The 19,285-nt window shown below is 61.9% G+C and carries 17 protein-coding genes; 3 read left to right on the top strand and 14 right to left on the bottom strand.

Going from position 1 to position 19,285, the window contains the following annotated elements; genetic code table 11:
* Window positions 1-40: 40 nt before the first annotated feature.
* A complete protein-coding gene (locus SAZ10_RS00275) occupies window positions 41-685 on the bottom strand; it encodes a 5-formyltetrahydrofolate cyclo-ligase (protein WP_412535127.1) in 645 nt (214 codons plus the stop codon).
* A 230-nt stretch (window positions 686-915) separates the two neighbouring features.
* On the opposite strand from SAZ10_RS00275, the gene SAZ10_RS00270 reads away from it, so the two are divergent.
* Entirely contained in the window at window positions 916-2,895 is a 1,980-nt protein-coding gene (locus SAZ10_RS00270) for a bifunctional 2',3'-cyclic-nucleotide 2'-phosphodiesterase/3'-nucleotidase (RefSeq protein WP_318607154.1), read from the top strand.
* A 225-nt stretch (window positions 2,896-3,120) separates the two neighbouring features.
* On the opposite strand, the gene SAZ10_RS00265 is transcribed toward SAZ10_RS00270, so the two are convergent.
* Window positions 3,121-3,585: a hypothetical protein gene (locus SAZ10_RS00265; protein WP_318607153.1), complete on the bottom strand. Its 465-nt coding sequence runs from the start codon at window positions 3,583-3,585 to the stop codon at window positions 3,121-3,123.
* Between the two features lie 931 nt (window positions 3,586-4,516).
* On the opposite strand from SAZ10_RS00265, the gene SAZ10_RS00260 reads away from it, so the two are divergent.
* Window positions 4,517-4,810 (top strand): Dabb family protein, encoded by a 294-nt coding sequence (locus tag SAZ10_RS00260; RefSeq protein WP_318607152.1) that lies wholly within the window; start codon window positions 4,517-4,519, stop codon window positions 4,808-4,810.
* 62 nt (window positions 4,811-4,872) lie between these two features.
* Here the strand turns inward: SAZ10_RS00260 and SAZ10_RS00255 are convergent, their stop codons facing one another.
* From SAZ10_RS00255 to SAZ10_RS00230, 6 genes are all read right to left on the bottom strand, one after another.
* Window positions 4,873-5,115: a DUF2188 domain-containing protein gene (locus tag SAZ10_RS00255; protein WP_318607151.1), complete on the bottom strand. Its 243-nt coding sequence runs from the start codon at window positions 5,113-5,115 to the stop codon at window positions 4,873-4,875.
* Window positions 5,116-5,214: 99 nt separating this feature from the next.
* Window positions 5,215-6,990 carry a trehalose-6-phosphate synthase gene (locus SAZ10_RS00250; RefSeq protein ID WP_318607150.1) on the bottom strand — a complete coding sequence of 592 codons (1,776 nt, stop codon included), beginning with the start codon at window positions 6,988-6,990 and terminating at the stop codon, window positions 5,215-5,217.
* A gap of 231 nt (window positions 6,991-7,221) precedes the next feature.
* On the bottom strand, window positions 7,222-9,390 hold the full coding sequence (locus tag SAZ10_RS00245) for an amylo-alpha-1,6-glucosidase (RefSeq protein ID WP_318607149.1): 2,169 nt from the start codon (window positions 9,388-9,390) through the stop codon (window positions 7,222-7,224).
* Between the two features lie 237 nt (window positions 9,391-9,627).
* Window positions 9,628-10,749, bottom strand: coding sequence for a glycosyltransferase family 4 protein (locus SAZ10_RS00240; protein ID WP_318607148.1), 1,122 nt, complete (start codon window positions 10,747-10,749; stop codon window positions 9,628-9,630).
* A 496-nt stretch (window positions 10,750-11,245) separates the two neighbouring features.
* Window positions 11,246-11,554, bottom strand: coding sequence for a hypothetical protein (locus SAZ10_RS00235; RefSeq protein ID WP_318607147.1), 309 nt, complete (start codon window positions 11,552-11,554; stop codon window positions 11,246-11,248).
* Window positions 11,555-11,633: 79 nt separating this feature from the next.
* A complete protein-coding gene (locus tag SAZ10_RS00230; protein WP_318607146.1) occupies window positions 11,634-12,425 on the bottom strand; it encodes an HAD family hydrolase in 792 nt (263 codons plus the stop codon).
* A gap of 164 nt (window positions 12,426-12,589) precedes the next feature.
* Here SAZ10_RS00230 and SAZ10_RS00225 point away from each other — a divergent pair, with 164 nt between their 5' ends.
* Complete coding sequence (locus tag SAZ10_RS00225; RefSeq protein ID WP_318607145.1) at window positions 12,590-12,880, top strand: DUF3175 domain-containing protein; 291 nt, start codon at window positions 12,590-12,592, stop codon at window positions 12,878-12,880.
* 3 nt (window positions 12,881-12,883) lie between these two features.
* Here SAZ10_RS00225 and SAZ10_RS00220 read toward each other — a convergent pair whose 3' ends face one another.
* The 6 genes from SAZ10_RS00220 to ligD all read right to left on the bottom strand — a co-directional run bounded on the left by SAZ10_RS00220 (window position 12,884) and on the right by ligD (window position 19,096).
* The gene (locus SAZ10_RS00220; protein WP_318607144.1) at window positions 12,884-13,156 is read right to left on the bottom strand and encodes a PepSY domain-containing protein; all 273 of its coding nucleotides are present in this window, start codon (window positions 13,154-13,156) and stop codon (window positions 12,884-12,886) included.
* A gap of 71 nt (window positions 13,157-13,227) precedes the next feature.
* Window positions 13,228-14,001, bottom strand: a complete 774-nt coding sequence (locus tag SAZ10_RS00215; RefSeq protein ID WP_318607143.1) for an exodeoxyribonuclease III — start codon at window positions 13,999-14,001, stop codon at window positions 13,228-13,230.
* Window positions 13,998-14,636 (bottom strand): alpha/beta fold hydrolase, encoded by a 639-nt coding sequence (locus SAZ10_RS00210; protein WP_318607142.1) that lies wholly within the window; start codon window positions 14,634-14,636, stop codon window positions 13,998-14,000. Before SAZ10_RS00210 ends, SAZ10_RS00215 begins: the two co-directional genes overlap by 4 nt.
* On the bottom strand, window positions 14,636-15,724 hold the full coding sequence (locus SAZ10_RS00205; RefSeq protein ID WP_318607141.1) for a tetratricopeptide repeat protein: 1,089 nt from the start codon (window positions 15,722-15,724) through the stop codon (window positions 14,636-14,638). Before SAZ10_RS00205 ends, SAZ10_RS00210 begins: the two co-directional genes overlap by 1 nt.
* The gene (locus SAZ10_RS00200) at window positions 15,721-16,608 is read right to left on the bottom strand and encodes a Ku protein (RefSeq protein WP_318607140.1); all 888 of its coding nucleotides are present in this window, start codon (window positions 16,606-16,608) and stop codon (window positions 15,721-15,723) included. Before SAZ10_RS00200 ends, SAZ10_RS00205 begins: the two co-directional genes overlap by 4 nt.
* A gap of 25 nt (window positions 16,609-16,633) precedes the next feature.
* Complete coding sequence (ligD, locus tag SAZ10_RS00195; RefSeq protein ID WP_318607139.1) at window positions 16,634-19,096, bottom strand: DNA ligase D; 2,463 nt, start codon at window positions 19,094-19,096, stop codon at window positions 16,634-16,636.
* Window positions 19,097-19,285 lie beyond the last annotated feature (189 nt).

Here is a 19,285-nt window from a genome sequence, read left to right as displayed (position 1 = left end):
TCCGACAAGATCGCTGATCTAATATCGTCCTGCTTCTGAGCTAACCCAACTCATCGTCCGCCGTCGCCTCCGTCACGATCCGGTCCATCGGGATGTCGTGTGGCTGCGGATGGATTGTCGCAATGGCCTGCAAGGCATAGCCGACGCCAATCACCAGAGGTTTTTTTGGCAGCTCGGCGAGCGTACGGTCGAAGAATCCGCCGCCATAGCCGAGTCGGTAGTTCTGCGGATCGAAGCCGACTAGAGGAGAAATGACGACATCGGGGAGGACCGATGCGCCATCAGCCGGGACAGGAATATTCCAGACGCCTTTCTCCAGGCGGTCGCCGGGGCGGTAGGCGCGCATCGCGAGCGGCCGGCCTTTCTCGATCACGACGGGGAGGGCAGCGGTCGCGCCCCGCTCGACGATCGAAGCAAGCCAGCCGCGCAAATCGGGTTCGCCGCGGAAGGGCCAATAGAGGGTGACGACGCGGCCCTTGGGATCGCCGATCAGGACGTCCAAGCCGGCAGCGATCGTGGTAGACATTCTCGCGCGCTCCTCTGGCGGAACTGCGAGGCGCGCCGCGATCAGCCGTTCGCGTTCGGCCTTGCGCCAGCGCGCGATGTCCGGCCACTGAAGCGGCCCGCCGAAGTCCTCGGGATCCGCGGGGTCCGTGGGTCGGCTGTTTTCGTCATCGGCAGTCACTGGCAACTCCCTGCGCTCATGGCCCAATCGTAAGCGTACCCGCCGTGCAGGCCTTGCATTTCTGCGACACGCGCCAAGCAGGCAGCGCACGCGGCAAGGCTCCTGCTCAGGGGTTACCCACCACCCCTCTACCGTCGTCCCGGCGAAACACAGGACTGCTGGACTGTGGCAAAGCAAATGTCCAAACTGGGAAGGTGGGACTCTCGTCGGCTATTCGTGAGGTAACATCCATGTCCGAATTTTCCAGCTCGATAACGCGTCGCTCGTTCCTGGCAGGGTCCGCGGCAGCAGGTGGCTTCATCATGCTGCATCCCTTCTCGGCGCGAGCTGAGGCCAATCAGGCGCATCTCAGGATCATGGAGACGACCGACATCCATGTGAACGCGCTGCCTTACGACTATTACGCCGACAAGCCGAACGACACGATGGGGCTGTCACGCACGGCATCGCTGATTGAGGCGGTGCGCAAGGAAGCGACCAACTCGATGCTGATCGACAATGGGGACCTCCTGCAGGGCAATCCGATGGGCGACTACATCGCCTATGAGAAGGGCATGAAGGACGGCGACCTGCATCCGATCATGAAGGGCATGAACCTCCTTAGCTACGAGTGCTCGACGCTCGGCAATCACGAGTTCAACTACGGGCTGTCCTTCCTGGACAAGGTGCTGGCGGGTGCCAACTTTCCGTTCGTCTGCGCGAACCTGATCCGCGGCACGGAACTCGCCGCTGGTCCACGCGACGACAAGCTCTACCTGAAGCCTTATGTGATCTTGGACAAGAAGCTCAAGGACGGCTCCGGCGCGGAGAAGCCAATAAGGATCGGCATAATCGGCTTCGTACCGCCGCAGATCATGATCTGGGACGCCAAGAACCTCGAAGGCAATGTCAGGACCCGCGATATCGTCGAGGCCGCCAAGGCGTGGGTGCCGCAGATGAAGGAGGAGGGCGCGGATATCGTGATCGCGCTCTCGCATTCGGGCATCGATGTGAAGGAAAGCGACATGATGGAAAATGCCTCCTTCTTTGTCGCGGGCGTCGAGGGCATCGATGCGGTCTTCACCGGCCACCAGCATCTCGTCTTTCCCGGCAAGAAGGATTTCCAGGAGCTCGAAGGCGTTGATACCAAGGCCGGCACCCTGCAAGGCAAGCCGGCCGTCATGGGCGGCTTCTGGGGCTCGCATATGGGCCTGATCGACCTTCTGCTCGAAGAGGACGGCAACAAGTGGCGGGTCGTCTCCGCGACCTCCGAGGCGCGGCCGATCTACGAGCGCGCCGACAACAAGAACAAGGCGACCGTCGGCGATGACCGGAGGATCGTCGAGGCGCTGAAGGCCGATCATGAGGCGACGCTCGCCTATGTCCGCCGGCCAGTCGGCAAAACCACCGCGCCGCTCTATTCCTATTTCGCGCTGGTCGCAGACGATCCTTCGGTTCAGATCGTTTCGCAGGCACAGGCCTGGTACATCAAGCAGATGCTGAAGGAGAGCAAGTGGAAGGACCTGCCGATCCTTTCGGCGGCAGCGCCCTTCAAGGCCGGTGGGCGCGGCGGGGCGGACTACTACACCGACGTTCCGGCAGGCGACGTGGCGATCAAGAACGTCGCCGATCTCTACCTCTATCCGAACACGGTGCGCGCGGTCGAAATCACCGGAGCGCAGGTCAAGGAATGGCTGGAGATGTCGGCCGGCATCTTCAACAGGATCGAACCGGGCAAGCCAGACCAGGCGCTGATCAACCTGGACTTCCCGTCCTACAATTACGACGTGATCGACGGGGTCACGTATAAAATAGACCTGTCGCAGCCACCGAAATACAATCCCAAAGGCGGAGTGCTCAACCCGTCCTCGGGCCGCATCGTCGAGCTGATGTTTGACGGCAAGCCGATCGATCCCGCGCAGAAATTCGTGGTGGCGACCAACAACTACCGGGCCGGCGGCGGCGGCAATTTCCCCGAGATCAACAGCTCAAAGATCATCTTCGAAGCGCCGGACACCAACCGCGACGTGATCGTACGCTATATCGTCGAGCAGAAGACCATCAATCCCTCCGCCGATGCCAACTGGTCGTTCGCGCCGCTGTCGGGCGCAACCGTCATCTTCGAGACGGGACCGAAGGCGAAGGATTATATGGCGGATCTCAAGGGCCTGAAGATCGAACCCGCTGGCGAGGGCGAGGGTGGCTTTGCAAAGTTTCGCATCACGCTTTGAACAGGCTTGGGAGGGATAAGGCACGCCCCGACTGGCGTCTCTCATGCTCCCCGAGGGAAGGGGAGAGTGGCATTTACAGCTTTCTGTTTTCAGGTTGGCGCCGCCCCTCACCCTTACCTTTTCCTCGTCTTTCGCGGGGAGAGGGTGAGGGGCAGCGCCTGCGCCTGCGTCAGGCGATGTGCCGATAGCATTCAGACTGTGGCAAATCTCGAACGCCGCAAATTGCTACCGAATCCCCGTAGCCCTTATCCCGCCGTTGCCGAACGAGTTCTGGAATGCGCCTATGGAACTGCTGCCGGTGAACGGACTTTGGCCGACGCTTATGCCGAACGGGTCATTCGGTATGACCAGCGCTGGCATCCCTTGCGCGGTGGGCGGTTGGGGAATTGCGGAGGTGGTGTCCTGGTTCTGGAAAGTGCCTGGGCTGAACGTGATGGTGCCGCCCAAGGTGGGGGGCGTGATCGTCGCGGTAATTCCAGCCGTGCCGAGATTGGTTCGGGCGCCAGATGTCGCAGGCCCCCTCAGACTGCTTCCAGAACCTGATCCAGAGGTGCCGAGGCTGCCTCCGGAACCGAATCCGCCTCCGCAGGTCAGGCCGGTCGGATCGAGGCATTCAATAAGGGACTGTGATGATGCCGCACCGGCGCTGGCAAGCAGGACTGCTGTTGCCGCGAGACATGTCTTGATCATGGAATCCTCCTGACCTTTGTATTTGCGCACCGAATCTGTCCGAAAATCGCCGCGCAGCTGGCGCGGTCCTGCCGTTCGGTCCGATGCTCTGCAGCGGCATGGGTTCACGTCGGATCGCCACGCCGCTCATCTCTTGGTTTCCGCATCGGATTTGCCCGAAAACCGCTGTTCAATTTTTGCTGACGCGGTTCGGTCCGATGCGCGGACACGATCCATAAGCAACGATCAAAGGCCGGTTTGGTTCAGCCGCAATCCTACTCGCCGACAATACCCGGATTGCCCCCAATCGAGCGGAACCCACCCGTTGTGGCCCGCGGGCTCGGCGGGCCCAAAATCGGGACTGGAGGACGTCCACGATCCGGATGCTGGATACCGGGGATTGTAGAATGGCGCCTATTGATCCGAGGCGTGGAAACGGCCGGGCAATTGACGTTGCCGCTCGACGCCCGGGCGCAGCCGGTCGGCTCCTTCAGTGGACGGAGCCGCAGATAGTCAGCTTCTTCGGCGGAGGCAGCGCCACTGCTGGCGCAGACAGCCGTTGCTACGGCGAATGCCAGCACAGCCATCTTCGTCCTCAGGGGCATTACCTTCCTCGTTGCCGGTCATGCCCGCCGGCACTGGGTGCGGCCGATCATCCGCCGCATGTCCTTATATTCGGTCGGCAAGCCCGCTTCGCAATAGCGGTGGGCGAAATAACGCAGTGCCTTTCTAGGGGCGCGGTATGGAGCCGCCTTCGCCCCTAGGCGCGGAAGCGCCAAGTGCACTTGACCGGCCCCTACAGCCGGTTGAAAAGGCCCGCCGGTCGTGACTACGAAGTTCAGGCTCGGGCGAACTTGGAAAGGCGGCCGCAGCAGGAATCAATACGTTGCCCGTGTTCCTCATTTCGACATTCGCTCGCAGAATGGGGACGCTGGGTTCCAAGGAGCCACTCGTGATCCGTCATATTGTTTTCTTCAGCGCCAAACACGATGCCGACCTCAACGCGGTTATCAACGGCCTCAATGCGCTGGGCCGGATTCCGGGCGCCGATTTCTTCGAAGTGGCGCCGAACGCGAAGATCGATCCGATTTCGGACGAGATCGACGTCGTCGTCTATGCCGAGTTCAGAGACGAGGCGGCATTGAGAAGCTGGAAGGCCGATCCGATCTATGCCGAGACGACCAGGACCGTTCGCCCATTGCGCGAATTGCGTTATTCTGCAGATTTCGTTTCGCGGCGCGCCTGATTTCAAAGAGGCCAACCGGCAGAATTGGGGTGGCGCTCAACAATTGACAGCGCGCCTGGCCGTCATTTTTCTTCCACGCCGGCTTCCGGCCGATCAGTGCCTTCCGACAGCTCATTGTGCCATTTGCCGGTGGTATCCTCGTATTCGATGCCTTCCGTGCTTCCGGCGACCTGCTGCTCGGCAGCAGCAATTCTCGCTGCAGCCAATGCGTCCGAGTGGGTCGCAAAAGTCTCCGAGTAGGTGCCGCCGACCTTGTAAGCCCAGCCGCCGTCATGCTCGACAATCTCGTAGGTGATCCTGCTCATGGGTGTCTCTCCGGGTCAGGCAAGAACGATAGTATGCCATCGGGGTTCCACAAGAGGCAACGACATCGGCCGACCGCGACCGCGATAGAGTGCAGCAGCTCAGCCGGCATATGTCTCGGCGCTTGCAGCCCTGCCCGGGGAAGTCGCGTACAGATCGGTGCTCTTTGTGGAAACGTCGTGCAGCATGACGCGCTTGCGCAGCCGCGCGGCATCGAGCAGCATGCTGCCCGCCCAGCGGTAGACATTGTTGTTGCGCACCACTTCGCGCATGCGGCGCATGCGCTCGCGCTGCTCTTCGATCGGCATCGTCAGCGCCTGGAAGAATGCCTCGCCGAGCGCGCTTGGATCGAACGGGTTGACGATCAGCGCTTCGAGAAGCTCCCGCGAGGCGCCTGCGAAAGCGCTGAGCACCAGGACGCCGGATTCGTCGTCGCGAGCGGCGACGAATTCCTTAGCCACCAGGTTCATGCCGTCGTGCAGGCTGCTGACGACGCAGATATCGGCTGCCCGGAAAAGCTCGACCAGTTGCTCATGGTTCTGGTGCTGATCGAGCAGGACGATCGGCTGATAGCCCTCACGGCCATAGCGCTCGTTGATATCGGCCGCCAGGTCGAGACATTCTTGGTGCAGTTGCCTGTAGGCGCGCAGGTTACTCCGGCTCGGTGCTGCCACCTGGATGAACGTCAGCTGCCCGATCCAGTCCGAATGCTGATGGAAGAACTCGTCCAACGCCCGGAACCGGTCGAGAATCCCCTTGGTGTAATCGAGCCTCTCGACGCCGACCGCAAGCTTGATGTCGGCGCTCAGCCCGTAGCGCTTGAAGATCCGGGCGCGGGCGTCCTGGATGGCTTGCGGGTCGGCGGGACGGTCGGGCCATTCGATCGAGATCGGATAGGAGTGCACCAGTGTCGTCTGGCCGCCATAGGAGATGGCCGGGCCCTCGCGGTCGATCCGCGATTCCAGGAAACGGTCGACGCTTTCGGTGAAGTTGTTGCAATGAAGCTGGATGTGGAAGCCGAGGATCGAGCTGCCGAGCAGCCCTTCCAGGATCTGGTCCCGCCACGGGCAGACGCTGAAGACTTCCGAGTTCGGCCACGGAATATGCCAGAAGGTGATGATGATCGCCTCGGGCAGCTTCTCGCGGATCAGCCGCGGCAGCAACGCGAAATGATAATCCTGGATCAGGACGATCGGCCTTTCGCTCTTGGCCTCCTCGATCACCACGTCGGCGAACTTGCGGTTGACCGCCTGATAGCATTCCCAATCGGCGGCGCGGAAGATCGGCCGCGTGAAGGCGATGTGGCATAGCGGCCAAAGACCTTCATTGGCAAAGCCATAATAGTAGCCCTTGTATTCCTCTTCCGTCAGCCAGACCCTGCGCAGCGTATAGGCCGGCTTGTCAGGCGGGACGGCGATCCGATCGTCGGGATCGACGGTGAGCCGGTCCGCCGAGCCGCTGCCATGTGCGATCCAGGTGCCCGCGCAAGTGCGCGTAACGGGCTCCAAGGCCGAAACCAGGCCGCTGGCCGGCACCTGCAGCTCGATCTTACCGTTGACGAGCTCATGGATGTAGGGCTCGCGGTTGGACACCACGATCAGTTCCGTATCGGGGAGCTCCGAAGCGAGAATCTGCTTCAGCATTTCCGGCGACCAGTGGATCAACGCGTCATCGGTGGAGTTGCCGTTTCTCTCGGTCTCGCGCAGCAGCGGTCTTGCCTGGGTCTGCACCGGGGGAGGCGGCGCCGCCCGTCGAGACGTTCTCCGCATCAGGTAGATGCAGAAGCTGACCGCAACTACCGACAGGATGAGGCTTGCGGCTATGATGGTCCAGAACAGGGTGGGGGCAAGTATCGGGTTTATAGGCTCAGGCGTCATTTTTCTGAATTTGGCCGCCGCACGGACATTGGTGCGACGGCGGTCCCGTTATTCGTGCCGAGCCGCTGGCAGGCAGCAACGGCCGGCACGTCTGGGAAACTCCGAAGGCTCGGGTCGGTTCCACATTTTCGCCACGCTTTGGCCGAGCCGTGGAGATGCTATCTGTTCACGCCGGGATCTTGTCCAAGCGGCATGCAACTTTCAGCTGCGTGTCCTTCGGTTCGGCTGATCTCACGAGCGAACGACGAGCGGGGCGAGGCCTTCGGAGCGATCGTCAAGGTAGCAGGCGACCCTGTCGCGGACGCGCTCGAACATGATGTCGACCCTGACGTCGCCCACCTGAATGTGGCGGATCGACAGGTTGTCGATGCCATGTGGCAGGCGCGGCCGCTCGACCGTGATCTCTTTCTTCCAGCCGTCCACATGGATGCCGAGGCAGGCTTGCATAAGCATGAAAGCCGAGCCTGCCGACCAGGCCTGAGGCAGGCAGGCGACGGGATAGGCAACAGGCGCCTCGCCAGTCGAGCGTACGAAGCCGCAAAACAGCTCCGGCAACCGCATATTGAAATGGACGGCGGCCTCGAACATGCCGCTCATTAATTTGACGACGCTTTCGCGCTCGTGGTAGCGCGCGAGCCCGGCCGCGCATATCGCAGTGTCGTGCGGCCAGACCGACCCGTTGTGATAGGACATCGGGTTGAACGGAACTTCACCGTCGGCCAACGTGCGCACACCCCAGCCGCTGTGAAACGACCCGGCAAGCAGATTGCCGGCGACGCTCTTGGCCCGTTCCGGCGATGGCAAACCGACATAGAGAAGGTGGCCTGCATTCGATGCTCGCACCGCGCATTGCTCGCCGTTTCCGTCGATCGCCAGGGCGTAGAAGCCGAGATCCTCCATCCAGAAGTGTTCCTCGACGGCCGCGCGAAGCTTCTCAGCCATGGCCGTCCAATGGGCCGCACGCTCCTCCTCTCCGCGCCTTCTCGCGAGATCAGCCAGGCCCCGATAGGCCGCAAATACGTAGCCTTGCACCTCGACCAGCGCGATCGGCCCAGGCGGAATCCGGCCGTCCGCATGAAAAACGGCGTCTGCGCTGTCCTTCCATCCCTGGTTGGAAAGGCCCGAGCTTGCGGCACGACTATATGTGACGAAACCGTGCCCGTTGCGTTTGCCGACGTCCTCCATCCAACCGGCTGCCGCGCAGAGCGATGGCCACATCGCATTGACGAATTCCATGTCGCCGGTTCGATCCGCATAACGAGCGGCCAGATAGATGTAGAGGGGAGTCGTATCGACGCCGCCATAGTAGCGCCCGAAGGGCAGCTCGCGCAAAATGGCCATTTCGCCCTTGCGCGTCTCATGCATGATCTTGCCCGGCTCTGAATCGCCAAAGGGGGAAGTTTCGGTCGATTGATGGCTGGCGAGAAAGGACAAGACCCCACGCGCCAGGGCAGGGTTCAGCCACAACATCTGCAAGGCCGAGATGACACCATCCCGGCCGAATGCGGTCGAGAACCAGGGTATTCCGGCGTAGGGATACGGCCCGGTTTCGAGGTCGGTCGTCAAAAGGGCGATATCGGCGCGGGCACGCAGCAGCCAATCGTTGAACACGCGGCCCGAGCTGTGGACCGTAGCGCCATGGCGGCGCTTGTCGCGCATTGCAAACCGGGCGCGCGCCGCGGAAGCGCGGAAGCGCTCACGGTTCGGCACGGCGTACTCGTCGCCGACCTCCAGGAACAGCGATTTGCGATCGCGCTTGGGCACGGCGACCAGGAATTCGGCATAGTCGGGGCGCAGCACCTCCGGCGCCCGCGAAAAAGATATCGTGGACTTGCGGATGACGTTGTCCAATCCTTCGTACTGGAAGGTGACGTTGTCTTCTCCGACCAAAGCCTCGTGCGAACGGCCCCTGCGGCTGCGCGTTGTCCCGCGAACCTCGAACATGTCGCGGAAATCCACGCCGAAATCGAGCCGAACGGGCATGACGATGTCGCGCGCGGAGTAGTTGGTGAAGGCGAGGCGCTCGAACATCCGGTTCTGCCAGACGAAGCGCGTGCGCTCGATGTGAACGACGCCCTGCGCGGTCTCGGTCCCGTCCGGCGAGACGATCGCCAGATTGGTGAAGTTTGCGGTGAAGATGATGTTGTCCTGGGACAGCGAAGCTCCGAGCAGCGAGGGCATTCTGCCGCCGATGAACAGACGGAAACGGGAGAGGACACGTGTATCGTCCCGGAAGAATCCATCGCCCGTGCCGCGGATGTCGCCATAGCTGTCGGCAACGACGAAGCAATCCTCGTGCTTGAGCGCGAATTGCCGGTGCGGCTCGCGCGGGGCAGCCTCGTCCAGCGCGGCAAGCGCCACGGCCGGGTCCAGCTGTCGTTCATTCAATTGCGTTGTCATGGCGACCCTCCGTTCGACAGGACAATCGGGAGATATAATAGCATATGATCAGACTGTGTTGAGTTTCAGGTGATGACGGTCTGCAAAAGACAGGTCGATGGCGTTCGGCGGCCGAAGCTGCCGAGGCGGTTGCGGTGCCAGAATGTCTAAGGCCGCCGCAGGCCGGTGCTGACGCACCAGAGCCTACGCTCCATTCTCGAATTCCAGCATGCTGCTCGCTTGGCGCCCATTTTCTATTCAGGTTTCGCCTGACGTGAAAATCACCCTAGAGCAGGAGGCGCTCGGTTTCGTGCGTCCCCCGCCTTTCTCCTGCATTTTTTCGCCGGTCAGCTTTATGTAGGCAGCCTCATAGTCGGCTGCCATACGCTTCACCGAAAAACGTTTTTCGAAGGTCGCGCGTACCTCGCCGCGATCGAGGCTGCCGATGTCGCCGACACGAAGAGCCGCTTCTTCGATCGAGTCGACGACGTAGCCTGTCACGCCGCTGTCGATGATTTCCGGCATCGCCCCTTCATTCCAGGCGATCACGGGCGTGCCGAAGGCCATAGCCTCGATCACGACCAGGCCGAACGGTTCGGGCCAGTCGATCGGGAGAAGCAGCGCGGCCGCGTTGCCGAGGAAGGCTGGCTTCTCGCGCTCGTTGATCTCGCCGAGATATTCGATCTCGTTCCCGTCGACCAAGGGCTCGATCTCGTCGTGGAAATAGGCCGGATCATCTTCGTCGATCTTTGCGGCGATCTTGAGCTTCATCCCGCTCTTCCTGGCGATCTCGATCGCGCGGTCGGGGCGCTTCGTGCGGGACAGCCGGCCGAGGAAGGCGAGATAAGGTTCTCCGCCCCGCTCGCTATCCGGCAAGGGTACATACATATCCAGCGGCAACCCGTGATAGATATTGGCAAGCCAGTTAGCCATGGCGAGCGGCCGGCGCTGCCGCATCGAGATCGAGATCATCGGGAAATTCGGCCAGCGCGCATACGCATCCGGCAAGTCGACGTAGTCCAATCTGCCATGCGGCGTCGTAACCGTTCGCTCCGCCATATGCTCGAACAGCGGAAAATGCTGGAAATGGCTGAGGTGAAAGTGCATCACGTCGAAATCGGCAGCGCGCCGTCGTACTTCGTCCAGCATGGTCAGATGCGCGGCAATCGCCGACTTCAATGGAGCCGGATCGAGCCTGAGCGCCCGCTCGCGCGTGGCGACGAGCTTTGCGCTGGTGCGGGCTTCGCCGCTCGCAAAGAGCGTCACGTCATGGCCACGCGCGACCAGCTCCTCCGTGAGATAGGAGATGATGCGCTCGGTACCGCCGTAGAGACGCGGCGGAACAGCCTCGAATAGGGGCGAAATCTGGGCGATTCTCATGTGCGAGCTACTGTTTGCGGGACGGCTGGACGGGTTTCCGGCGAGCGTTCCGGGGTTTTCGCTTGCTCAAGGCTGCCGCCCGCTCGTCGCCAACAGGGTCAGGGTAAGCCTCGCCGTGCCTGTCCTCGTCTATACATTCCTGCCAAACGGCGTCCGCCTGCCTCGACAACATCCGAGGATCGTCCCCGGATCCGCCCGCCGTAGGGTTCTGACGAGTCCTGCGGCCATGACGCGCCAAGTTCCGGCTCGCGGCACCCTTATTCGGCCGGCTGAGCCATGTCGGCATTATCTCGCGCAAAAGCTCTCCAAAAGTACCCACAGTCTCAACACCTCGCCAGCGCCTCCGCCCGAGCCATATTCGGCAAACACATGGAAGCAAATTTGGTTCCGCCATTTCTCCAATCACCCGCGGCGGCAATGCGGCGTGGCAGCTGATGGCGGGCAATCCAGGGCCGAGACGATAGCTCGCGCTTGCGCCGTCCTTCAGCGGGACCGGCTACATCTGGTCGTTATAAGGAGCCTTGGTGCGGCCAACCATCCGGGTAAGCTCAGCGAACGGCACCACGTTAGGCTCCGCCTGCGATCGATTGGCAAGCTGCAGGAAGCGGAGGGGAAAACAGACGGCATCCCGGTTTGCTGGCGACATGTCCTCGACAAGTCGCTGATCTCCGGCAAGTGAGGCTTCTGCCTTGCGCAGGGCGACATCGACCTCGTCGACCGTCAGCAGACCCTTTTGGACCAGGACGTTGTTGATGGATGCGATGGCCATGAGCAGGCCTTCAAGCTGGAGATTGGCTACATTCATCGCTTTCCTCCCGCGGCAGACCTCGCCGCACCATAGGTTTGACACGCTACGCCGAGAAACCGACATAATAAAGCTTGGCTCAACGCGCGATCGACTGTCTGGCAGAATAGGCCGGAGCTTCGCTGCTGTCCGCGCCGGATTCGGCGTGCGGGTCGGCGCTATCGGGAATCGCCGCATCTTGCGAGATGAGCTCATCGATGAACTCGACCACGCCTGCGCTCCGGCTCCCCCTGGTCACATGGTCTGCAGCCTCCTTCAACTTCGGCAGCGCGTTGGCGACGGCGACGCCGTAGCCGACAGCCGCCAGGAAGGCATGATCATTCTCCGCATCGCCGATACCCACTACGTTCTCGGCCGAGAGCCCCATCTCTTCGAGGGCCGCGGCAAGGCCAGTCGCCTTGTTGATGCCGCTCGGAACGATCATCACCGAGCCTTTGTTGAAGATGATCTCCAACTCCAGTCCCAGCTCTTTTATGGTTTCAAGGGCGGCGACTTCATGGGGTTCGTGGGTCGAAATGACCGAACGCCCTACAAAGAGCGGCTTCACACCTTGCTCTCTTAGTCTCTGCACCAAATCGGGCGACGGCGCCGGGCCAAGGGGCCGCTCCTTGCCGGTGGCCGGCGTGTATAAAAACGCGCCATTCTCGGCGACGATCTTGTCGAAGATATCGCATCTCGGGAATATCCGCTGGACGTCCGTCAGCTCGCGTCCGGTTACCAATAGCAGCTTGCGGCCGCTTGCTCTCAGCCGCTCCAAGGCCGCGAAGGTCGCATCCGAAACCATGCTGTCGGTGGCAAGCGTCTCGTCATAGTCCGTCGCCAGAGCTAGAAACCTCCGGCGACCGGCATCTGGGTTTGTCGGCATTTTCATTCGATTGGGATTTCCTGATTAAGATTGCCCGCCTTGAGATTGCTCGTCCCTGTCGAGAACGAGGAGCATCGGCTGCGGTTCCAAACGGATTGCGCCGAGCGGAACGGTTCGCGCCGACGTACATTCCTTTCTCGGTACCAGACGAAAATCCAGCGGAGGTCGCCGTGCCCGAATCCAAGAAATGGTCGGCCGAGGTCACCCGCCACAGCGATGCTCTCGACCTCGAGCAGAACGTCTTCGAGAACGATGATCCGCATAAGATCGCCCTCTCGCTGAAGCGATCCGCCGAGCAAAGCCGGCGTCGAAAGGCGGACCCGTTCCGCTCGGCGATGTCGATGCTTACCTTTTACATCAACAGGGCCGGAAAGAACCTGCCCGCAAAGCGCAAGAGGACGCTGGAGAAGGCTAAGGACGAATTGCGCAAGGCGTTCGGCAGGGCGCCCGTAAAGGGCTAGCTCCTATTTCGGCTTGCCCGTCACGGGGTCGGCCTTGATCTCCACCTTTGCCTTATCCGTGGTGAAGTAGGTTATGTCGTAGTAGCCCTCTTCGCTCCAGTCGATCTCGCTGACATAAGCGAACTGGTCCCGCTGCTCGACCTTGGCGATGATCTCGGAAAGCTTCATTGCATTGGGAGGCGGGATCGGAGATCCCGTCGTGGTGGTCTGTGCGAAGGCCGGGGCGCACAGCAGCACGGCCGCAAAACCTGACCAGAGAAGTCGACTGGGGCGCATGGGAGCCTCTTTAGCTTCAACTTACGAGCGAAACGGCAAACGCGCATTGCCGGTTCCATGTCCTGCTGGTGTCAGTCGCGAAGCCTCACCCATGCAGGCGCATGGTCGCTGGCGCCTTCCACCCCGCGCGTTTCCTTGTCGACCCCTGCTTCGATCAGGCGGCGCGCCACCTTCCTGCTGAGCAGGATATGATCGAGCCGCAGCCCGGCGTTTCGCGGCCAGCGGTTCCGCATGTAATCCCAGAAGGTGTAGATCGTCTCACTCGGGTGGAGCCTGCGGAGGGCGTCCACCCAGCCCTGATCCAGCAACCGCTGGAACGCTGCCCGGCTTTTGGGCTGCACCAGGGCGTTGTCGTCATACGATCCGGTCGCATAGATGTCCCGCGGCTCGGGCACGATATTGTAGTCACCGGCAAGAACCACGGGGAGACCCGTTGCGAAAAGCTCGGCCGCATGAGCGATCAGCCGGTCGCACCAGGCGAGCTTGTAGGCGAATTTCGGGCCAGGCTGCGGATTTCCGTTCGGCGCATAGAGCGAGGCGACGATGATGCCGTTGACCGCCGCCTCGATGTAGCGGCTCTGCGTGTCCGAGGCGTCGCCCGGCAGCTCGTTTCGGGTGAGGATCGGCTCTGTGCCGCGCGCAAGGATGGCGACACCGTTCCATGCGGACTGCCCGCGCCAGACCGCGCCGTATCCCTCTCTTTCTATCGCGGAGCGGGGAAACTGCCTGTCAGTTGCTTTCAACTCCTGCAGGCAAACGATGTCGGGCTCTGCGCTCCGCAGCCAGGCAAGCAGGTTCGGCAGCCGCTTGTTGACGTTGTTGATGTTGAAGGTCGCGATCTTCACGGGGCAATGCGTGCCGCCCATGCGGAAACGGCGTTCGCGACCGTCTTCAGATGGTCGGCGGCCGAGAAGCCGGACACGCTCTTGCGAGGCTTGAGGTCGTGGTCGCCGTCCTCGAGCCAGAGGATCTCGATGTTGTCAGAAAGCGTGTAGCCCTTGACCTCGTCTAGCGTGCCGAATTCGTCGCGCGTTCCCTGGCAGATCAGCGTCGGTGTTTCGAGGCCGGCAAGATGCCTGGTGCGAAGCTGCGTCGGCCTGCCGGGCGGGTGGAAAGGATAGCCGAGGCAAATGAGCCCCGCTATCCGGCCGGCGGCGAACAGCTCGTCGGCGACCATGCTGGCGACGCGTCCGCCCATCGACTTGCCGCCGATCACCAGCGGACCCGGGGTCGGACCCAGCTCTTCGACCGCGGCGATGTATTCCGGATTGAGCGTCTCGGCTCGCGGCGGAGGCTTGCGGCCTTCAGCAGTGCGGCGGCCCGCCATGTAGCCGAATTCGAAGCGGACGACGTGCAGGCCTGCGGCGGCGAGCGCCTTGGCCGTGGCGTTCATCGATTGGGAATCCATCGGTGCGCCGGCGCCGTGGCCGAGAAGGACGGTCACGCGGGCATCTTCAGGGCCGTCATGGAGGAAGTTCATCAGCCCGCGGTTTTCCGGTTGAGCTGAAGATCGATGTAGTGCACGCCCCGCAACGCTTTCCTGGCCCATTCGGAGCGATTGTCGAGCTCCAGATATCTCACCCACCAGCGGCGCGCTTCCGCGAGTTTGCCGGCGTCATATTCGAGCGTTGCGAGATTGTAGATGGCATCGGCGTAGTCGCGATCGAGCGCGACCGCCTTCTCCAGATATCTGCGTGCGGTGTCGATCTGCCCCCGCTCCGTCATTAGCCCGGCGAAGTTGAACCACGCCTCCACGAAGCCTGCGTCGAGCTTGATGGCGAGCATATAGGCATGCGCGGCTTCGTCGAGCTTGCCGGTGGCCCTCAGACAGTTGGCACGGTTGAACGCGGCCACGGAGTCGCTGGGGTCGAGGCTGAGGCAGCGCTGGTAAAGAGCGGCTGCCTCCGCATATCGCCTTTCATGCTCGAAGGCGTCGGCGAGCACGAAGAGGTCCTCGAGCTCGGCATCTTCCGGACGGGGCAGGGGAAGGAGGATCTGGCCGTCGAGCTCGCTGAGGCCCTGGTCGTGGCGCGCATAGATCGCGTCTGCACCTTCGGCATGAAGTGACAGGGCGGTGAGCGAAGCGACCGGCCCGGAGCGGTGGATCGACTTCGCGATCGCGTTCCAGGTCGCGCCGCCGGCAATGAGCCCGGCATACTTCCTGGAAAGGATCAGGTCGCGGAAGGAGTAAGGCTCGGCATCGTGCTCGAACGCATCGAACAATGACAAAAGCGTGAGATCGCGAGGAGATAGCCGCGATTGTTCCAGCAGCGCCTCTCCCGTCATCGCGGGAGCCGCCGGTATTTCAAGCAGCCCTAGCAGCCGCAGGAACCCGTTCTCACTGAGAATGCGCCGACCGGCCTGGAGTTCTTGCATGAGGCGGGTCTCGATTTCCTGCGGGCTTGCCTTTTCGATGAGCCCGCGACCGAACACGACATGTGAGGTTCGGCGCGTAACGCCGCGCCGCATCAGTCCATTCCGGCGCTCCACCTCGCGCGCCGCGATGCGCCGCGGAAACGCGGCAAGCGGTCCGATAATGCCAAATCGCTTGCCGGAAACTTCGGTCACTTCTTGGCCCTGGCGGATTTGCCGCCGGCCGCGGCAACTTTCCCGCCGGCGGCAACCTTCGCGACCGGCTTGGCCGCAGGCTCGACCTTGCTCTTGCTCTTTGCCGGTGGCTTCGCCTGCGACAGGCTCGCCTTCAAGGCGTCCATGAGATTGATGACGTTGCCGCGCTCCGGAGCCGCTGCGACGATCGGCTTGTGGCCCTTGAGCTTCTCCTTGATCATGTTCATCAGCGCGAGCTCGTAGCGATCTTCATAGTTCTTCGGATCGAACTCGGTCTGCTTCTGCTGGATGAGCGCCTCTGCGAGCTGCAGCATTTCCGGGTCGGGATTTCCGCCCGGGATCGTGTTGAAATACTCGGCAGTGCTCCTGACCTCGTTGGGGTTCCTCAGCGTGCACACGAACATGCCGTTCTCGCGGGGCCCGATCGTGACGACGCGCTCGCGGCTCGACAGCACCAGGCGGGCGATAGCGAGCTTGCCGGCCCTGCGCATCGCCTCGCGCAAAACCACGAATGTCTCTTCCGCCATCGCCCCGTCCGGCGCGAGGTAGTAAGGCGAGTCCTGATAGATCACATCCACCGCACCCGCATCAACGAAGGCCTCGATGTTCATCGTGTGGTTGGACTCGATCCTGACGCTTTCAAGGTCAGTATCCTCGATGATGACATACTGCTTGGGCTCGTATTCATAGCCCTTGACGAGGTCGGAACGTTCGACAAGGCCGAGTTCCGGATCGACCGGCTTCATGTTGATCCGGTTATGCGTCTTCTTGTGAAGCTGGTTGAAGGTGATCCGCTCGCTGCTACTGGTGGCCGGATAGAGCCGGACCGGACAGCTCACCAGACTCAGCTTGAGGTAACCTTTCCAGCTCGCCCTGGGCGCCATTTCCGTCTCCTACGCGACCACACAACTACTTTCTGGAAGGCGACAATACCGGCAAATCCCGAGCAAAATCGTTAATGTCGATCCAGGGATCGCCGGACGCCGCCAAAAGACCCGGGAGCGAAGAATAATTCAAATCTTCCGGAGCGTCGATGGACTCGAGGTCCGTCCAGCTCAACGGGGTCGAGGCCGGCATGTGGGTGCGCGAGCGAAGCGAGTAGGGCGCCACCGCCGTCGCGCTGCGCGCATTCCGGTGGATATCGATAAAGATCCGCCGCTTGCGATTTTGCTTTCCCATGATGGTCGTGAACGTGTCCTGGGCAGTCGCAGCAATGCGTTTGGCGATCTCTCCGGCTGCGCGATGGAACTGTTTCCAGCCCAGCTTGTGCGTGACCGGGACGACTACATGGATCCCCCGGCCTCCGGACGTCTTCACGAAGGGCTCAAGCCCGAGCTTTTGCAACTCGGTCCTGACATGGACGGCTGCCTCCACGACCTCGCGCCAGGCGATGCCTTCGCCCGGGTCGAGGTCGAAGACGACCCGATCGGGCTTTTCGAGATGCTGGCGCAGCGTGCCCCAGATGTGGAACTCGACGACGCCGAACTGGGCCAGCGCCAGATATCCCTTGCCATCCTCGACCGAGATGTAGGTCTTGATCTCGCCTTCGGAATTCTTGGTCTCGAAAGAGGTGACCGTCGGCGGCATTCCCTTGAAGGCGTGGCGCTGGAAGAAGCAGTCCTCGAGCTTTGCCGTCGGGCAACGCACCAGCGACACAGGCCGGCCGATGATATGCGGGAGCATGAAATCGCCGACGGCTGCATAGTAGACGGCAATGTCGAGCTTGGTGGGACCCAATTTGCCGAACATCCGTCGCGTCGGATTGGTGACCCAAATCGCCGCGAGATCGGCGTCGGAGATCAGCCGCTTCACGGGCGCTGCGGCAGTGGCGGACAGCTCCGGTTCCCGCAATCCCTTGAACACGGCGAAGCGCAGCAGCTTGTCGTTGGTGCGGTTGGCGTAGTGGATACGGGCCCAGAGCACCGGCCGAACGAAGATGATATCCTTGGGCGCGCCGTCAAGCTTGGCTGCGCCGGCTCGCAGCGGCTCGAGACGCAAGAGCAGGTCATGCAGCATTTGCGCATCGAAGCCGGTGCCGCATTTGCCTCGATATTGCAGCTCGCCGTCCACCCATTCGCCGAACGCAAGCGAGGCGAGTCCCTCGGCGGCTTCGGAGGTGGTGTAGCCGACGATAACGAAGTCCTCGACCTTCTTGGCCTTGATCTTCATCCAGCTCTGCGTGCGCCCTTCCTCGTAAGCGCCCGAGGCGCGCTTCGAGATGATCCCTTCCAGGCCCATTTCCGATGCGCGGTCGTAAAGCGCTTGGCCCTCGCCGGCGATGTGGTCGCTGACCTGAATGGCGGAGCGACCGGTGAGATGCCCCGCGAGGAATTGCGCGAGCAGACCCTTGCGCTTCTCCACCGGGACTTTTCTCAGGTCCCAGCCATCGAGATAGAGAAGGTCGAAGGCATAGAAGACCAGCTTGTGCTGCTGCCCTTCGGCGAGTGCGTCCTGCAGGGCCGCGAAGCGGCTGATGCCCTTCTCGTCCAGGACGACGATCTCGCCATCGATAACAGCCTCACGGCAAGGAAGCGCTTCGAACGCCTGGCCGAGGCTGCCGTAACGCTTCGTCCAGTCGAGACCGGCCCGGGTGATGAGCCTGACTTTGCCGCCGGAGACATGCGCCATGGTGCGGTAGCCGTCGAACTTGATCTCGTGCAGCCAGTGCTCACGCTCCGTGTCCTTGGGCGGAGCGCTCGACGAGGTGGCAAGCTGCGGCGCGACGCGTTCCGGCATCGGCGCCTTGATCGCGCCGGGGAGGGCGCCAGGTCGCAGTTTGACGGCGTTGCGCGCCGGCTTAGGCTTTTCGACCAGCTCCTCGATCAGCCGGCCCGACTTCACGCTTTCCGGGCGTGTCTCGAGGATGTCGATCCTGTCATCGGCTGCGAGGTCCTTTTCCTTGAAAAGCAGCCAGTTCTGCTTCTTCTCGTCCGACTTCTTTAGGCGGGTCAGCATCCAGCCGCCATTGAGCTTCTCGCCCGAGAGGCGAAACTTGAACGAGCCCGTCCTGAGGCTTTTCTCGAGGTCCTCCATCGGTGCCCACACTCCAGTGTCCCACACGATCATCGGACCGCCCCCATATTCGCCCTTGGGGATCACGCCCTCGAAGTCGATATATTCGAGCGGATGATCCTCGGTCTGGACCGCCAGCCGCTTGTCCGCCGGATTGAGCGACGGACCCTTGGGGACGGCCCAGCTCTTCAGCACATCGCCGACCTGCAGCCTCAGATCGTAATGATCCGATGTGGCGTGATGCTTGTGGATGACGAATCGGTTGCCCTCGGCGCCAGCTAGCGCAGTGCTGCCGGCCGGCTCGGGTGTCCTGGAAAAGTCGCGCTTCTGACGATAGGTACGGATATTCGACGCGGCCATGCCTGAACGCTAAGGGCTGCCCTGATTTCGCGCAATGGGCGAGCAGTTTCACCCGCTCTGGGCGAATGCGGGTTTTGGACTATCTACAGCATCCGCGAGGGCGGCAAAAATTACCTGCCTAAATGTTCGAATTGCGTCTTTGCAAAGCCGAAACGGGTTTGCTATAGGCACGCCACGTTTTGCGCGAGC

The organism is Mesorhizobium sp. BAC0120 (assembly GCF_033542235.1).
In the GTDB taxonomy this organism is placed as follows: domain Bacteria; phylum Pseudomonadota; class Alphaproteobacteria; order Rhizobiales; family Rhizobiaceae; genus JAWRCU01.
The sequence above is the reverse complement of the archived record's forward strand: the minus strand, read 5'-3'. Positions and strand labels throughout refer to the sequence as shown.

Excerpts from the sequence above, each read along its gene's own strand:
- SAZ10_RS00265 (WP_318607153.1), bottom strand. The coding sequence starts at position 3,585 with ATGATCAAGACATGTCTCGCGGCAACAGCAGTCCTGCTTGCCAGCGCC.
- SAZ10_RS00200 (WP_318607140.1), bottom strand. The coding sequence starts at position 16,608 with ATGGCGCCCAGGGCGAGCTGGAAAGGTTACCTCAAGCTGAGTCTGGTG.
- SAZ10_RS00235 (WP_318607147.1), bottom strand. The coding sequence starts at position 11,554 with ATGAATGTAGCCAATCTCCAGCTTGAAGGCCTGCTCATGGCCATCGCA.
- SAZ10_RS00240 (WP_318607148.1), bottom strand. The coding sequence starts at position 10,749 with ATGAGAATCGCCCAGATTTCGCCCCTATTCGAGGCTGTTCCGCCGCGT.
- SAZ10_RS00255 (WP_318607151.1), bottom strand. The coding sequence starts at position 5,115 with ATGAGCAGGATCACCTACGAGATTGTCGAGCATGACGGCGGCTGGGCT.
- SAZ10_RS00220 (WP_318607144.1), bottom strand. The coding sequence starts at position 13,156 with ATGCGCCCCAGTCGACTTCTCTGGTCAGGTTTTGCGGCCGTGCTGCTG.
- SAZ10_RS00250 (WP_318607150.1), bottom strand. The coding sequence starts at position 6,990 with ATGACGCCTGAGCCTATAAACCCGATACTTGCCCCCACCCTGTTCTGG.
- SAZ10_RS00270 (WP_318607154.1), top strand. The coding sequence starts at position 916 with ATGTCCGAATTTTCCAGCTCGATAACGCGTCGCTCGTTCCTGGCAGGG.
- SAZ10_RS00245 (WP_318607149.1), bottom strand. The coding sequence starts at position 9,390 with ATGACAACGCAATTGAATGAACGACAGCTGGACCCGGCCGTGGCGCTT.
- SAZ10_RS00210 (WP_318607142.1), bottom strand. The coding sequence starts at position 14,636 with ATGAACTTCCTCCATGACGGCCCTGAAGATGCCCGCGTGACCGTCCTT.
- SAZ10_RS00230 (WP_318607146.1), bottom strand. The coding sequence starts at position 12,425 with ATGAAAATGCCGACAAACCCAGATGCCGGTCGCCGGAGGTTTCTAGCT.
- ligD (WP_318607139.1), bottom strand. The coding sequence starts at position 19,096 with ATGGCCGCGTCGAATATCCGTACCTATCGTCAGAAGCGCGACTTTTCC.